Annotated in this window: 16 protein-coding genes; 3 read left to right on the forward strand and 13 right to left on the reverse strand. The window is 56.9% G+C overall.

The genetic code is table 11. The annotated features are described in order from the left end of the window. Positions 1–439 precede the first annotated feature (439 nt). Complete coding sequence (locus IB213_RS16585; RefSeq protein WP_192407941.1) at positions 440–2389, forward strand: ATP-binding cassette domain-containing protein; 1950 nt, start codon at positions 440–442, stop codon at positions 2387–2389. 110 nt (positions 2390–2499) lie between these two features. On the opposite strand, the gene IB213_RS16590 is transcribed toward IB213_RS16585, so the two are convergent. The 7 genes from IB213_RS16590 to IB213_RS16620 form a co-directional block, all read right to left on the reverse strand. Further along, on the reverse strand, positions 2500–3603 hold the full coding sequence (locus IB213_RS16590) for a chemotaxis response regulator protein-glutamate methylesterase (RefSeq protein ID WP_191722271.1): 1104 nt from the start codon (positions 3601–3603) through the stop codon (positions 2500–2502). Between the two features lie 17 nt (positions 3604–3620). Then, complete coding sequence (gene cheD / locus IB213_RS16595; RefSeq protein ID WP_191722270.1) at positions 3621–4322, reverse strand: chemoreceptor glutamine deamidase CheD; 702 nt, start codon at positions 4320–4322, stop codon at positions 3621–3623. A 50-nt stretch (positions 4323–4372) separates the two neighbouring features. Then, entirely contained in the window at positions 4373–5245 is an 873-nt protein-coding gene (locus tag IB213_RS16600; protein WP_191722269.1) for a CheR family methyltransferase, read from the reverse strand. A 92-nt stretch (positions 5246–5337) separates the two neighbouring features. After that, positions 5338–5826 (reverse strand): chemotaxis protein CheW, encoded by a 489-nt coding sequence (locus tag IB213_RS16605; RefSeq protein WP_191722268.1) that lies wholly within the window; start codon positions 5824–5826, stop codon positions 5338–5340. 114 nt (positions 5827–5940) lie between these two features. Beyond that, the gene (locus tag IB213_RS16610) at positions 5941–8064 is read right to left on the reverse strand and encodes a chemotaxis protein CheW (protein ID WP_192407943.1); all 2124 of its coding nucleotides are present in this window, start codon (positions 8062–8064) and stop codon (positions 5941–5943) included. Between the two features lie 41 nt (positions 8065–8105). After that, positions 8106–8468, reverse strand: a complete 363-nt coding sequence (locus tag IB213_RS16615) for a response regulator (protein WP_191722266.1) — start codon at positions 8466–8468, stop codon at positions 8106–8108. A 50-nt stretch (positions 8469–8518) separates the two neighbouring features. Then, complete coding sequence (locus tag IB213_RS16620; protein ID WP_191722265.1) at positions 8519–8965, reverse strand: hypothetical protein; 447 nt, start codon at positions 8963–8965, stop codon at positions 8519–8521. A gap of 139 nt (positions 8966–9104) precedes the next feature. Between IB213_RS16620 and IB213_RS16625 the strand changes: the two genes are divergently transcribed. Then, positions 9105–10193, forward strand: a complete 1089-nt coding sequence (locus IB213_RS16625) for a histidine kinase (protein ID WP_191722264.1) — start codon at positions 9105–9107, stop codon at positions 10191–10193. A gap of 36 nt (positions 10194–10229) precedes the next feature. Next, a complete protein-coding gene (locus tag IB213_RS16630; RefSeq protein WP_191722263.1) occupies positions 10230–10859 on the forward strand; it encodes a response regulator transcription factor in 630 nt (209 codons plus the stop codon). Between the two features lie 98 nt (positions 10860–10957). Here the strand turns inward: IB213_RS16630 and fliR are convergent, their stop codons facing one another. From fliR to fliM, 6 genes are read right to left on the reverse strand one after another with little or no spacing between them, the layout of a single operon-like run. Further along, on the reverse strand, positions 10958–11728 hold the full coding sequence (gene fliR / locus IB213_RS16635) for a flagellar biosynthetic protein FliR (RefSeq protein WP_191722262.1): 771 nt from the start codon (positions 11726–11728) through the stop codon (positions 10958–10960). 28 nt (positions 11729–11756) lie between these two features. Next, positions 11757–12026, reverse strand: coding sequence for a flagellar biosynthesis protein FliQ (gene fliQ / locus IB213_RS16640; RefSeq protein ID WP_191722261.1), 270 nt, complete (start codon positions 12024–12026; stop codon positions 11757–11759). Between the two features lie 18 nt (positions 12027–12044). Then, positions 12045–12821 (reverse strand): flagellar type III secretion system pore protein FliP, encoded by a 777-nt coding sequence (gene fliP / locus IB213_RS16645; RefSeq protein WP_370551227.1) that lies wholly within the window; start codon positions 12819–12821, stop codon positions 12045–12047. Positions 12822–12829: 8 nt separating this feature from the next. After that, complete coding sequence (locus IB213_RS16650) at positions 12830–13183, reverse strand: flagellar biosynthetic protein FliO (protein ID WP_318244905.1); 354 nt, start codon at positions 13181–13183, stop codon at positions 12830–12832. Then, a complete protein-coding gene (gene fliN / locus IB213_RS16655) occupies positions 13176–13625 on the reverse strand; it encodes a flagellar motor switch protein FliN (RefSeq protein WP_191722259.1) in 450 nt (149 codons plus the stop codon). Before fliN ends, IB213_RS16650 begins: the two co-directional genes overlap by 8 nt. Next, the gene (fliM, locus tag IB213_RS16660; RefSeq protein WP_191722258.1) at positions 13615–14619 is read right to left on the reverse strand and encodes a flagellar motor switch protein FliM; all 1005 of its coding nucleotides are present in this window, start codon (positions 14617–14619) and stop codon (positions 13615–13617) included. Before fliM ends, fliN begins: the two co-directional genes overlap by 11 nt. Positions 14620–14622: the final 3 nt, after the last annotated feature.

Here is a 14622-nt window from a genome sequence, read left to right on the forward strand (position 1 = left end):
TCACTTCTATCTCCATGAGCGTTTGATTAGTTCTAAAAGAACTTGGCAATTCGCCTTCAAACGCCCACGCTTATCGGCTGTATCTTTTTAAAGAAACATCCCAAAAATCTCTTCTTGGAACTTAACCCCGCTGCGATCAGCGAAGCCTTGTATTGTAGCACGCTTTTCAGCGTGCGTTTCTAAAAAACTTTAGAAACTTTCCGCTAGAAGCAGCACTGCTGAACTAGCGAAGACTTGCATTGTACATCGTTTTGAAGCTCTGCAGAAATTCCTGCAAAAAACTTTTCAGCGACTTGCGCAGAAAACTGCACTGCACTAGCAAGGGAGCGAACTATAGCACCGTTTGGCCAGCTTTTTAGAAAAATCCTTTTCATCCAAAACCTTCAAGAAGGCTTTGGATAAGGCAGCGCTTTGCGCTGCCTTGGATAATGGAGGCAACATGGCACTCATTACCTTAATAGACGCACAGCTCGCATTCGGGCATGTGGCACTGCTGGATCACACCAGTTTTTCTCTGGAAACCAATGAACGCGTTGGACTGATCGGGCGCAATGGCACCGGCAAGTCTTCGCTGTTGAAAATCCTGGCCGGCATGGCACATGCAGACGATGGCACGTTACAAGTGCAAACAGGCGTTCGCATTGCTTATGTAGCGCAAGAGCCCAATCTGAACCCAGAGCACACGGTCTTTGAATCGGCCTCTGAAGGTTTGGCAGAGGTGGCGGCCATCCGTGACCTGTATCTGTCGGGGGCGGATGATGTGGATTTGGATGCATTGCAGTCACGCATTGAGGCGCAGGACGCCTGGAACTGGGAGCAGCGCGTAGAAGAAGCGCTGCAGCGCCTGCACTTGAACCCGGAAGCGAAGGTCAGCAGCCTGTCTGGCGGTGTGCGCAAGCGCGTGGCACTGGCGCAGGCGCTGGTGATGCAGCCTGACGTATTGTTCCTTGACGAGCCAACCAATCACCTGGATCTGGATTCGATTGAATGGCTGGAAGGTCTGCTCAAAGAGTTCAAGGGCTCGATCGTGCTGATTACCCACGACCGCTCTTTCCTGGACAACGTGGCAACACGCATTGTGGAGCTGGACCGTGGTCGCCTGATGTCTTTCCCTGGCAACTTCAGCGCCTATGTGACCAATAAGGCGGAGCAACTGGCACAAGAAGCAGTGATCAACGCAAAGGCAGACAAGCTGCTGGCGCAAGAAGAAGTCTGGATTCGCAAGGGCGTTGAAGCTCGACGCACCCGGGCCACGGCCCGCATTGTGCGTCTGCAGGAGCTGCGCTCCGAACACGCAGCCCGTCGCAATGCCCAAGGCAGTGTGAAGATGGATGTGAGCAGTGGCGAGAAAAGCGGCAAGCTGGTCTCTGAGCTCACCCATGTGAGCAAGGCTTTTGGCGACCGTGTGATCGTGGACGACTTCAGTGCCACCATTTTGCGCGGCGACAAGATTGGCTTGCTGGGCGCCAACGGTGCCGGCAAGACGACCCTGCTCAAACTCATCTTGGGGCAATTGCAACCCGATGCGGCACCTGCCAATGCACCCGCACCTGAGCCGGGTGAAAGCCCCTGGGGCACCGTGCGCCAAGGCGCCAATATCACCGTGGCCTATTTTGACCAGATGCGCAATGCGCTGGATCTGGACGCTACGCTGGAGGATTTCATCAGCCCTGGCAGCGAGTGGATTGAAATTGGCAACCAGCGCAAGCATGTCAAGAGCTATCTGGGTGACTTCCTGTTCTCGCCTGCGCGTGCGAACTCGCCGGTGCGCAGCCTGTCGGGTGGTGAGCGCAATCGTTTGCTGCTGGCCCGCCTGTTTGCCCGCCCTACCAATGTGCTGGTGCTGGACGAACCCACGAACGATCTGGACATCGACACGCTGGAGCTGCTGGAAGACTTGCTGCAAAACTATGACGGCACGGTGTTCCTGGTGAGCCACGACCGTACGTTCCTGGACAACGTGGTGACCAGCACGATTGCCGCAGAAGGTAATGGCAAGTGGCGCGAGTACGAAGGCGGTGTGCAGGACTGGCTGGTTCAGTCCAAGCGCGCCAAGGCACTGCAAGATCAAGCAGCCAAGAAGGGCGCAGGCAAGCCATCTGCCAAAGAAACAGCTGTCGCACCCGCTGCAGCAGCTGTGCCTGCAGCGGTGGCAGCACCTGCTGTGGCCAAGCGCAAACTCAGCTACAAAGAACAGCGAGAGCTGGAGCTGCTGCCTGAACAGATTGCTGCGCTGGAAGCAGAGCAAGCAGAAATCCGCAAGCAGCTGGAAGACGGCACGCTGTACGCCCAGGACAATGCCCGCGCCATGCAACTGCATGCCCGTGATGGTGAGATTGATGAGGCCTTGCTGCAGGCACTAGAGCGCTGGGAAAGTTTGTCGGCTTAAAACGAGAAACAAAAAAAGGAGCTGCCAGCGCCCTTGCATCAACAGTTTCAAATAGTTTTCTATCTGAAACTGTTGCTTGTAAAGCGTTAGCAGCTCCTTTTTTGTTTGCTTTAGATGCGGTGGCGTACGTCTGGCGATGCGCGCAGCTTGGTCAGCAATGCGGGGGCGATCTGTGTGAGTGGCAGCACTTCATCGGCCGCACCATGGGCGATGGCTTCGCGTGGCATGCCAAAGACGATGCAGCTGGCTTCGTCTTGCACGTAGTTGTAGCTGCCCGCATCTTTCATCTCGCGCATGGCGGCAGCACCATCGGCGCCCATGCCGGTCAGCATGACGCCGGTGGCATTGCGCCCGGCAAACTGCGCCACGGACTTGAAGAGCACCTCAACCGATGGCTTGTGGCGATTGACGGGAGGAGCCTGCTCGTCGACCACCGCCACATAGTTGGCGCCGCTGCGCGAGATGGCGAACTGCTTGCCGCCCGGTGCAATGTAGGCGTGGCCGGGCAGCAGGCGTTCGCCATTGCTGGCCTCTTTCACGGTGATCTGGCACAGGCTATCGAGCCGTGCGGCAAAGCTGGTGGTAAAGCCGGGCGGCATGTGCTGGGTGATGACGATGGCGGGCGCATCGGCAGGCATGTTCGTCAGCACCTCTTTGATGGCTTCGGTGCCGCCGGTGGATGCACCAATGGCAATCAGCTTTTCCGTAGACAGCTTGCCCAGCAAAGTAGCACTGCTGAAGGCCGGTCGCGCCGTGGCTGCGGTGCCGGTATCAGTGGCTGTGGCTGCGGGCTTGACCATGCGGTGCACATGCGCAGAAGCAGCAATGCGAATTTTGTCCACGATCTCTGTGGACAGCTGGCTCAAACCATTGGCCACGCCCACGCGGGGTTTGGAGACAAAATCCACCGCGCCCAGCTCCAGCGCGCGCATGGTAATTTCTGCGCCACGCTCGGTCAGCGTCGAAATCATCAGCACGGGCATGGGGCGCAGACGCATGATGCGGCCCAGGAAATCGATGCCGTCCATTTTGGGCATTTCGATGTCCAGAGTGATCACGTCCGGGTTGAGCTCACGAATCATTTCACGCGCAACCAAGGGGTCGTTTGCGGTGCCTATGCACTCCATGTCTGGCTGGCGATTGATGATTTCTGCGAGCAGGCTGCGCACCAGCGCAGAGTCGTCCACCACAATCACCCGGGTCTTTCGGTTCATTTTCTATTCAGCCTCTCTCAAAACAGGTCCACGCTGCCGCCTGCGTTGGTCTTGGCCAACTGTGCAGCACTGCCGCGCGAACGCTCTTGTTCCACCAAAGTCTCAGGGTGCGCATGGGCCAAACGTTTGACCATGGCCTTGCCTGTGGCGGGAAAATACACCACCTTGCGAGGATAGATGTCCAGCACGTCTTCCGAGACGATAGGAATCCGCTCTGTCTGCAAATACTGGGTCACGAAGTCGGTGTTGCGCTCACCGACGTTCATGGTCGTGAAGTTGGCCATCACCTGACCACCTCCAAAAATTTTGGCCTGCATGGTTTCGCGCCGTGCACCCAGCTTGATCATTTCATTGATCAGCAACTCCATTGCGTATGACCCGTAGCGCCCGCTGACATCGGTGCTGTCACCCTCGGGCAGCATGAAATGGTTCATGCCACCGATGTTCAAGGTGCGATCCCACAGGCAGGCAGCAATGCAGGAGCCGAGCACGGTGCAGATCACCATGTTCTCGCCAGTCACAAAATACTCGCCTGGCAACACCTTGACGGCGTTGTACTGAAAGTGGTGATCAAAATAAAAGAAAGAAGCCTCTCCTGGCTTGCGCGAGCGGCTGCGCAGCATGTCCAGCGACGCTGGCGGTGCAGGCACCAGCGGCGCAGACCGGCTAGCCCAAGGTGCGTTGGTGCCCTTCAGCGCCACGTGTGGTTGGGGATTCATGGCTGGGCCTTGATCGTCCTGCCAAGGCAGTGAGTGCGGATGAAGGCCATTTAAATACGCTCGTACACCGTTTTGCCACGCAAGATAAACAGGTCACGTGATTCGCTGAAATTTTCTGCGTGCCCCACAAACAGCAGCCCCCCGGGCTTCATCACACGGTGAATGCGCTCGAGCACTTTGCGCTGCGTGGCAGCATCAAAGTAGATCATGACGTTGCGGCAAAACACAATGTCAAACGGCTCCTTGAACGGCCAGTCGTCACGAATCAGGTTGACCTGCAAGAAGTCGATCATGCGTCTCAGCTCAGGCTTGACGCGGACCATTCCTGCATTAGAAGCCTTGCCGCGCATGAAAAATCGGTGCAGTCGCTCCTGACTGAGGCTTTTGACGTTCTCCATCCGGTAGACGCCGTTGGAGGCCGTGTTGAGCACCTTCGAGTCAATATCGCTGGCCGTCAATTTGAAGTTGGCATTGGCGCCCAAGGCCTCCTGTGCAGTCAGCACGATGGAGTAAGGCTCCTCGCCCGTCGAGGCCGCATTGCACCACACACGCCACGGTGTGCTGGCAGGCTTGCTCTTGAGGTGCTGCGCCAAGATATCGAAATGGTGCTGCTCTCTGAAGAACGAGGTCAGGTTGGTGGTGAGCGCATTCACAAACTCCTGCCACTCGTGCGCATCACCCTGCTTTTCCAGCCACGTCAGATACTCGTCAAAGCTTTCGTGGCCAGTCTCTCGCAGGCGGCGCGAGAGGCGGCTGTAGACCATGGCGTGCTTGCCATCGTGCAGGCTGATCCCTGCATGCTTATAAATCAGCGCCTGCACACGAACGAAGTCCGATGACGCCCAGGTGAACTCTCGACCTTGGTTCATAGGCCCGCCCCCTGAACCAAGCACGGAGTCGGAGAGTTGATCGGTTTGACGCATGGATATTTACAACCAAAGTGCACGCGAAGAGGCTACGCGAAAAAACTAAACAGCCCTGCGCATGGCGGACTACCAAAAGGCGTTGCCGCGACTTATTCCGCAGGAGCGACCAAGCCCATATCCACATTGGACATTTGCTTTTCAATGTCCAGCAGGATCAGCATACGATCGCCCACCGAGCCCAGGCCCAGAATGCAGCCGCTGTCAATGGCGCTTTCAATATCGGGTGCGGGGCGGATGGCTTCGGGGGCCAGAGCCATCACGTCGCTGACGGAGTCCACCACGATGCCGACCACGCGATTGCGCAGGTTCAAGATGATGACCACCGTAAAGCTGTTGTATTCCACTTCCGAGCAGTTGAACTTCAAGCGCATGTCCACGATCGGCACAATCGTGCCGCGCAGATTCACCACGCCTTTGATGAACTCCGGCGCGTTGGCAATGCGTGTCGGCTGTTCATAGCCACGGATTTCCTGCACCTTGAGAATGTCGATGCCGTACTCCTCATCGCCCAGACGGAAGGTGAGGTACTCGCGAGCGCCAGAAGCTTTGCTCTCTGCATTCTTTCCCATGATGTTCATTGCTTTCTCCTAAATCGGTGGACCTTTGAAGACGCCTTCAGAACCACCAAAAATTATCGTTTAACTGATGGCCCAAAGTAGCCCTGCGCTACCTCTGAGCCACTTGGGTTGTTTTTAACGCGCCCGGCGGACCAAGCTATTGGTATCCAAAATCAGTGCCACAGTCCCGTCACCCAGAATCGTTGCGCCAGAGACGTTGGGCACCTTGCGGTAATTGCTCTCAAGGTTCTTGACCACCACCTGGTGCTGGCCCAAGAGCTCATCGACCAGCAACGCCACACGCATGCCGTCGGACTCCACCACGACCATGATGTCACTGCGATTGCTGCCTTCACCGCGCGGTACACCAAAGACCCGCTCCAGCCCAATCACAGGCATGTATTCGTCACGCACCTTGACCAGTTGCGAGCCCTGGGTCACGGTGCTGACATCGGCCGCGTTGACCTGGAATGACTCCACCACCGATGACAGCGGCAAGATATAGACCTCGTCACACACACCAACGGACATGCCATCCATGATGGCCAGCGTCAGGGGCAGGCGGATCGATACACGCATGCCAACGCCTTCAACGGAGTCAATTTCTACCGAGCCGTTGAGCGCCGCAATGTTCTTGCGCACCACGTCCATGCCCACACCACGGCCTGAGACGTCGGTGACCACATCGGCCGTCGAGAAGCCAGGAGCAAAAATCAGCATCCAGACTTCGCTGTCAGGCATGCTGTCGGAGACATCCATGCCGCGCTCACGGGCCTTGCGCAGGATCTTCTCGCGGCTCATGCCCTTGCCGTCATCGCGCACCTCAATGACGATAGAGCCCCCCTGGTGCGAAGCCGCCAGCGTCAGCGTGCCCACTTCAGACTTGCCTGCCTTGATGCGGTCTTCAGGCATTTCAATGCCATGGTCCAGGCTGTTACGCACCAAGTGGGTCAATGGGTCGGTGATTTTTTCCACCAGCCCCTTGTCCAGCTCGGTCGCCTCTCCTTGCGTGACCAAATTGATCTTCTTGTCCAGCTTGTTCGCCAAATCACGCAGCATGCGCGGAAAGCGGCTGAACACCGTCGACATGGGAATCATGCGGATAGACATGACTGCTTCTTGCAAGTCACGGGTGTTGCGATCCAGATCTGCCAGCCCAGCAAGCAGCTGCTGGTTGGCTGAAGGATCCAATGCCCGGCTGTTTTGCGCCAGCATGGCTTGAATGATCACCAGCTCGCCAGCCAGATTGATCAGCTGGTCTACTTTTTTCACATCCACACGAATGCTGGTGGACTCCATCTGAGCCATGTTGGGCCGTGTCGCCGCCTTGGCTGCGCTGCCCGCTGGTTTGATGGCTGGGGCACCTGGAGCACCTTCAAAAATGCCATAAGCCTCCCCTTCAGGGAGCAAAGCCGGGCTCAGATGCTCGGTTTCTGGCACCGCAGCAGCGGTCGCCGCCTCCGGTGTCGCAACGGATGCGACGGCTGCCACTGCGGCAGCGGCGGCAGGAGCCGTAATCTGAACCTGCTCCTTGGCGACGTGGAAAGCCATCAAATCCAGGAGGTCATCGTCCGTGGAGTGCGTCTGCACTGCAAACAAGCGCGTTTGCGGTTCATCACAGGGCAGATCCTCGATATCTCCCAGCCCGGGAATATCGCGAAACAGCTCTTTAATGGCATCTACCGACTCCAGCACCTCCACAGGTCCAATCTTGATCTGGAGCTGACGCAAACCACCGGGAACGGCTGCTGCAGGGGCGGGTGCAGACTCTGCCACCAACACGGGCTGTGCCACAACCGCTGGAGCCTGTGCAGGCGCTGGCGCCGGAGCTTCTCCGCCTTCACCAGCGGCCAGGCGGCTGATGCGAGCCACCAGATCCGCTGTTGGCATGACTTCACCTTCACCACCAGCCTGATGGCGCGCCAACAGGCTGCGCGAGGCGTCTGCAGATTCCAGCAGCACATCCACCATTTCGGGGACAGGCGTGATCTCATGGCGACGCAGGCGGTCCAGCAAGGACTCCATCTTGTGCGTCAGCTCAGCAACGTCCGAAAAACCAAAAGTTGCAGAGCCACCTTTGATCGAGTGCGCACAACGGAAAATTCCGTTGAGTTCTTCGTCATTGGCTTCGTTCAGGTCCAGATTGAGCAGCATCTGCTCCATCTGGTCGAGGTTCTCACCGGCTTCTTCAAAGAAGATCTGGTAGAACTGGGTCAGGTCGAAATCGGCTTCTGCCCCGCCTTGATGTGTATCCGCCATTTGGGTTCCTATCTTTTTCCTAGCATCCGCTTGAACTGGTGTTAGCGAATCACCTTCTGCAATACTTCAATCAGACGGTTGGGATCAAACGGTTTCACCAGCCAACCCGTCGCGCCTGCGGCTTTGCCCGCTTGCTTCATCTGATCGCTGGACTCAGTGGTCAAAATCAGAATGGGCGTGTTTTTAAAGCGGGGGTGCTCACGCAGGCGGCGTGTCAGGCCAATGCCATCTAAGCGAGGCATATTCTGGTCAGCCAGCACCAAATCAACGTGCTGCGCTTCGGCTTTTTCCAGGGCGTCCATTCCGTCCACCGCTTCGACCACTTTGTAGCCGGCCCCTGCCAAGGTGAAGGAGACCATTTTTCGCATGGATGGTGAGTCATCAACAGCGAGGATCGTATGCATGTAAAGCTCCAACGGACTTTTAAGTTTTGAATGTATTCAGGCTCTAGAGATCAAAACAGTTCGATCGAACCGGCATCCATCTCGCTTTGCGTGACTGGATTGGGCCGCTCTGGCTGAATGGACATGACTGGCGCTTCCAATTCGTCTTCTTCACGCCCCATGGTTTCCGACGCTAAGCGGAAAGCACACCCCTGCAAAACCCGTGTCGTGTGCCCAATCAGCTGAGTCGCCATATCGTGGAACTGCAATTCAGTGACCGCACTGCGCAAAGCGGTACGGGCGGCATCCAGCCCTGGGTCATCGGCAATGCCATTGCCGGAAAGCAATACATTGGCTTCGCCAAATCGTTCCAGCAAATTGGTCGTGGCATGATTGAGCAAGCCCTCCAAACGGTGCAAGTCCCGCATGACGACCAACAGGGAATCCTGTAATTCGGCCGCAACCATGACAGGCACCTGAACGACAGGTTCTGCTGCAGGTATTTGCGTTGGTTGCATCGTTTCTCCAAGATGGTGGAACCGCAGCATGTCTTCCAGACACGAAAGCAGCCAGTCCGGCTGCCGTCGCTTGCCATGAGCTGTAACTCATGGCATGAAGGAATCCACACCCCGAAAAGTTTGTTCCAAGATGTTTCCAATGATAGCGCCCTCCGCGCTTGCTAATCCAACAGATAAGCCCCTGCTTGTACTTCACCTTGAAGATTCAAAAGCAGACCAACGGTTGGCGGAAATCACTTTACGCAAGGCAGCTATCGCTTGCGAGATCATTTGCACCGACAGTCTGGAGACTTTTTTCGACCTGCTTGAAGCACACACTTTCGACCTGGTCCTGGCCGATTACCACCTGGTGGGCTTCACAGCGCTGGACGCCTGGGACAAAGCGCGCGCACTGCCCAAGTGCCCTCCTTTTCTTCTTTTATCGGGCGCCATTGGAGAGACAGCCGCTGTAGACGCTATCCGCCAAGGCATTGCGGACTACTTGCTCAAAGACGATATGTCGCGCCTGCCCCATGTGCTCTTGCGTACGCTGGAGGTGCATGAAGCGCTCCGCGCCAAGGAGCATGCCATGCTTGAACTAGCCCGCTCTGAGCGCCAGCTGGCAGAACTGACCGAGCACCTGCAGCAGTCGATCGAGCAGGAGCGGGCCGCCATTGCACGGGAGATCCATGACGACATCGGCGGTTCATTGACATCCGTCAAATTCGACCTCTCATGGATTGGCCGAAATGCGACAGCCCCCGAGGTCCAGAACCATGCCCACGCTGCACTGGACATGCTTGACCATGCCCTGGGTGCCAGCCAGCGCATCATGATGAACCTGCGCCCGCCCGTGCTGGATCAGGGGCTGGTTGCCGCTGTGCAGTGGCTGGCAGAGAATTTTGAGCGCCGCACGGGCATCGTGACTCGATTAGATGCCCCTGCCCACATTGACGTGCCAGCCGACATTCAGGTGGTGGCCTATCGCACCGCCCAGGAAGCTTTAACCAACGTGGGCAAGTACGCACAAGCCTCCATGGTGCACATTGACTTATCCAATACAGAAGGCCACCTCACTTTGGAAGTGCGCGACAACGGTTGCGGCATTTCCCTTGAGCAGCGCAGCAAACCCAAAGCTTTTGGTCTGCGCGGTCTGGCTGAGCGGGCTCGCACAGTGGGTGGCTGGCTGGATATAAGCAGTCAAGTCGGAAAAGGCACAAGCATTATTGTTTCCGTGCCACTCACGTAAGATGCTGCACCAAGAGGCCGAAAAAAGGGAGCACGCTTGATTGATGTTGTGATTTGCGACGACCACGCCGTTTTGCGCCGGGGCATTCGCGACACGCTGTCTGAGGTCACCGACATTCAGGTACACGGTGAGGCCGCAGGCTACACCGAACTACGCGACGTATTGCGCAACACCCCTTGCGACGTACTGCTGCTGGACATCAATATGCCGGGGCGCAATGGCCTGGAAGTGCTCGTCAGCGTGCGCGAGAGCTACCCCGACATTAAAGTGCTGATGGTCTCCATGTACCCTGAAGACCAGTACGCGCTGCGCAGCCTCAAGGCAGGTGCACACGGCTATGCCAACAAGGCTGGTGACCCCCTGCAACTGATCGAGGCCGTGCGCACCGTGAGCATGGGCCGCAAGTTCTTGACCCCGGAAGTGGCCCAGATGCTGGCAGACAGTCTGGCGCAGCCCAGCCCTGAGGCACCGCACGAAACCCTGTCTGAGCGAGAGATGCAAACCCTGCAAAAAATGGCCAGCGGCAAACGCCTGACCGATATTGCAGAAGAGCTGATGCTGAGCCCCAAAACTGTCAGCGTGTACCGCGCGCGGGTGCTTGAAAAGCTGCAGCTGAGCAACAACGCAGAGTTGACGGTTTACGCCATTCGCAACAATCTGGTCTAAAACAATAGCTTCCAGCGCATAAGGCAAAAGGACTTCAGCATGTTTAGTGCCTGAAGTCCTTTTACCTTATGCGCCAGGCGCTCTTATTTTTTCTAAGTTTATAAAAAACCACCACCAAAAACGGACAGCGTGCGCTCAATCAGGCTAAGGAACGGCTGCTCCATCATCGGCAAGGTAGCGGTAATACCGAGCATGCCCACCGTCAGCGTGACCGGAAAACCCACCGCAAACACGTTCATTTGTGGCGCGATCCGGGCAATCACGCCCATGACCAGATTCACAAACAGCAACAACGCCATCATGGGCAGCGCAATCCACAGGGCGCTGGAGAAAACCGCACTTCCCAGCTCGTGCAAACGCATTTGTGCCACGGCTTGCAGAAAAGAGCCGTCGACTGGAAAAACCTCAAAGCTCTTGATCACGGCCATCAGCACAAACAGATGCCCGTTCACCACAATGAAAAACAGCGTGAAGATCTGCACCAAGAAGCGCGACACCGCGCTCAGCTGCGCGCCGCTGGTGGGGTCAAAGAACGAGGCAAAGCTCAGCCCCATCTGCAAGCCAATGGCTTCACCCGCCACTTCCATGGACGCAATCACAAGGCGCGCGCTAAAGCCAATCGCCAAGCCAATGCCCACTTGCTGAATCACGCATGTCAATGCCTCGGGGGAATTGACTGCCACCATGGGCTGATCCAGCACCGCCTGGGCGCACACGGCCACCAAAAAGGCCAGGCCCACCTTGACGCGCATGGGAATGGCTTTTTGCGAAAAAACCGGTGCAGCGGTGAACATGGCCAATGTGCGCAAGAACGGCCAGATAACGGGCGACAGCCACGCCATCAACTGCTCTTCTGAGATACCAATCACGCTAGAACCCTCAGCAAACTGTGCCGCCTTAGCCCAGCGCGTTGGGAATGTTCTCGATCGTGCGGCGGATAAAGTCCACCACCGTACTCAACATCCACGGCCCGGCAATTGCAAACACCAATACAGCTGCAACCAGCTTGGGCACAAAGGACAAAGTGTTTTCATTGATCTGCGTAACCGCCTGAAAAATACTGACCACCAGGCCCACAGCCAAGACCGTCAGCAGCACAGGCAGCGAAATCATCAACAAGAGCGTGAGCGCCTCACGCCCGAAAGTCAGCACCATCTGAGGAGTCATGACACAAACCTTTCAGCGCTAAATGGCAAAACTGGCGGCCAGCGAGCCTACCAGCAGATTCCAGCCATCAGCCAAGACAAACAGCATGATCTTGAAGGGCAAGGCCACCAGCACGGGCGACAGCATCATCATGCCCAGAGACATCAGGATGGAGGAGACCACCATGTCGATGATCAAGAACGGGATAAAGATCATGAAGCCAATCTGGAACGCCGTCTTCAGCTCGCTGATTACAAAAGCTGGCACCACCACGCGAAACGGTGCATCTTCAATCTGCGTGCCGGGCTCCAGCTTGGCCAGACGCGCAAACAGGGCGTAATCCGTCTGGCGTGTCTGGCGCACCATGAAATCGCGCATGGGTGCTTCGGCCTTCTTTACCGCCTCTTCAAACTGCATGGTGTTCTTGCTGTAAGGCAAATACGCCTCCTGGTACACACGGTCCAGCGTCGGCCCCATGACAAACAGCGTCAAAAACAGCGACAGGCCGATGATCACCTGATTGGGCGGTGCAGACTGCGTGCCCAGCGCCTGACGCATCAAGCTCAAGACAATCACGATGCGGGTAAAGCCCGTCATCATCAGCAAAATAGCGGGCAAAAACGACAGTGCCGTAAAGAACAGCAAAGTCTGAATAGGCACCGAGAAACTGTTGCCACCCGAGCCAGAGCCCACAAGCAAAGGCAGACTGGGCGCAGAAGTTTGCGCCCAAGCGGCTGCCGGCATCAAGCAAAAAGCCGCCAAAGCGGCGGCCGGTGCAGCCCGGTGGGCTTTGGAGGCAAGAAAGCCTAATCGCATGCGAGCTCTCATGGTTGCGGAGGTTGCACCGTCTCTTGGGCTTGCGCCATCGCACCCGAGAAACTGATGGGCGCGGGCTGCGCAGACGCGGGCTGCCCCAACACGTGCAGACAATGAACATTGTGGGCAGTCACGCCCAACACCAAGCAGGTTTTGTGTGCACCTTGCCCCACCTCTACCGTGACCACACGCTGACTGGGGCCCACCGCCACCGATGCCAGCACTTGCGCACTGACAGCAGAACCCGTGCGGGCTATTTGCTGGCGCTGCTGCCAGCGCTTGAGCAACCAGGGCAACGTCGCCAAGGCACCGATCATGATGAGCAGCACCAGCAGCGAGGAGGTAAAGCTGGCGCTACCCACGGCTGACGCGGCGCAGGCGCTCAGAAGGGGTGACCACGTCCGTCAAGCGAATACCGAACTTGTCGTTCACAACCACCACCTCGCCTTGGGCGATCAGGTAGCCGTTGACCAGCACGTCCATGGGTTCGCCCGCCAAAGCGTCCAGCTCGACCACCGAGCCTTGTGCCAGTTGCAGGATGTATTTGATGGGCACCTTGGTGCGACCCAGCTCGACAGACAGCTGCACTGGAATATCCAGCACCATGTTGATGTCGTTCACGGGCACTTCTGTACCAGCTGCACCCGTGTTGTAGGTGGGATTACCAGACAAGGGGCCGCCTTGCTCAGCGTCCAGGGTGGCTTGCCCGTCGTCGGTGGTTTTTTGCTCTTCTAAAGCTTCGGCCCAATCCGAGAAAGGGTCATCACCAGAAACGCTGTCGTTGTTGTTAGGGTCAGTTGCCATTCTTATCTCCGGTCCAATTCGAGTCTACGCCGCGCAGACACTGCTCAATGCGAACGGCGTATTTGTTGTTGTGCGTACCGTACTGGCATTCAAACACTGGCACACCGCCAATCGATGCACGAATACGGGGCTGACGATCCAGCTCAATAAAGTCACCAGGCTTCATGGCCAGCATTTGCTCGACCGTTGCATCTGCACGGGCAAGCTCAGCCACCAGCGTCACCTCGGCCGATTGAATTTCTCGCGTCAGCACTTTGACCCAGCGGCGATCCACCTCAATCGAGTCGCCTTGTGTTGACGAATACAGGATGTCGCGGATCGGCTCCATGGTTGCATAGGGCATGCAAATATGGATAGAGCCAGATACATCACCAATTTCCAGCTGAAACGCGGTCGACACCACGATTTCACTGGGCGTGGCAATGTTGGCGAACTGGGGCTGCATTTCCGAGCGCTGATAAGCCAGCTCCAGCGGGTAGATCCCATGCCATGCTTTTTTGTACTCATCGCTGATCACGTCCACCAGACGATTGATCACACGCTGCTCGGTAGCAGAAAAATCTCGACCCTCAATACGTGTTTGCAAGCGGCCAGCGCCACCGTACAAGGTATCGATGATGCCAAACACCAGTGATGGCTCACACACAATCAAACCATTGCCGCGCAACGGCCGAATGGCCACGATATTGAAATTGGTAGGCACCGCCAGCCGGCGCAGAAAAGCGCTGTAGCGCTGCACACTGACCGTACCGACCGAGACTTCAGGGCTGCGGCGGATAAAGTTAAACAAGCCAATGCGGAAATTGCGCGCAAAACGCTCATTCACAATTTCCATGGTGGGCATACGCCCACGCACGATGCGCTCCTGGCTGGAAATGTCGTAATTGCGGACTGAGCCTTCATCCACCTCTTCGGCATCGGATTTCTGGCGCTCGCCCGTTACCCCTTCTAAAAGGGCATCTACTTCCTCTTGCGACAGAAAAGAATCACTCATACC

Source organism: Comamonas sp. CMM02, assembly GCF_014851485.1.
Lineage (GTDB): Bacteria > Pseudomonadota > Gammaproteobacteria > Burkholderiales > Burkholderiaceae_C > Comamonas > Comamonas avium.

Bases quoted from the DNA above. Each gene is read 5' to 3' on its own strand.
- IB213_RS16610 (WP_192407943.1), bottom strand. From the start codon at position 8,064: ATGGCGGATACACATCAAGGCGGGGCAGAAGCCGATTTCGACCTGACC.
- fliP (WP_370551227.1), bottom strand. From the start codon at position 12,821: ATGCGATTAGGCTTTCTTGCCTCCAAAGCCCACCGGGCTGCACCGGCC.
- IB213_RS16620 (WP_191722265.1), bottom strand. From the start codon at position 8,965: ATGCAACCAACGCAAATACCTGCAGCAGAACCTGTCGTTCAGGTGCCT.
- IB213_RS16590 (WP_191722271.1), bottom strand. From the start codon at position 3,603: ATGAACCGAAAGACCCGGGTGATTGTGGTGGACGACTCTGCGCTGGTG.
- IB213_RS16600 (WP_191722269.1), bottom strand. From the start codon at position 5,245: ATGCGTCAAACCGATCAACTCTCCGACTCCGTGCTTGGTTCAGGGGGC.
- cheD (WP_191722270.1), bottom strand. From the start codon at position 4,322: ATGAATCCCCAACCACACGTGGCGCTGAAGGGCACCAACGCACCTTGG.
- IB213_RS16585 (WP_192407941.1), top strand. From the start codon at position 440: ATGGCACTCATTACCTTAATAGACGCACAGCTCGCATTCGGGCATGTG.
- IB213_RS16625 (WP_191722264.1), top strand. From the start codon at position 9,105: ATGATAGCGCCCTCCGCGCTTGCTAATCCAACAGATAAGCCCCTGCTT.
- fliQ (WP_191722261.1), bottom strand. From the start codon at position 12,026: ATGACTCCTCAGATGGTGCTGACTTTCGGGCGTGAGGCGCTCACGCTC.
- IB213_RS16605 (WP_191722268.1), bottom strand. From the start codon at position 5,826: ATGAACATCATGGGAAAGAATGCAGAGAGCAAAGCTTCTGGCGCTCGC.
- fliN (WP_191722259.1), bottom strand. From the start codon at position 13,625: ATGGCAACTGACCCTAACAACAACGACAGCGTTTCTGGTGATGACCCT.
- IB213_RS16615 (WP_191722266.1), bottom strand. From the start codon at position 8,468: ATGCATACGATCCTCGCTGTTGATGACTCACCATCCATGCGAAAAATG.
- fliM (WP_191722258.1), bottom strand. From the start codon at position 14,619: ATGAGTGATTCTTTTCTGTCGCAAGAGGAAGTAGATGCCCTTTTAGAA.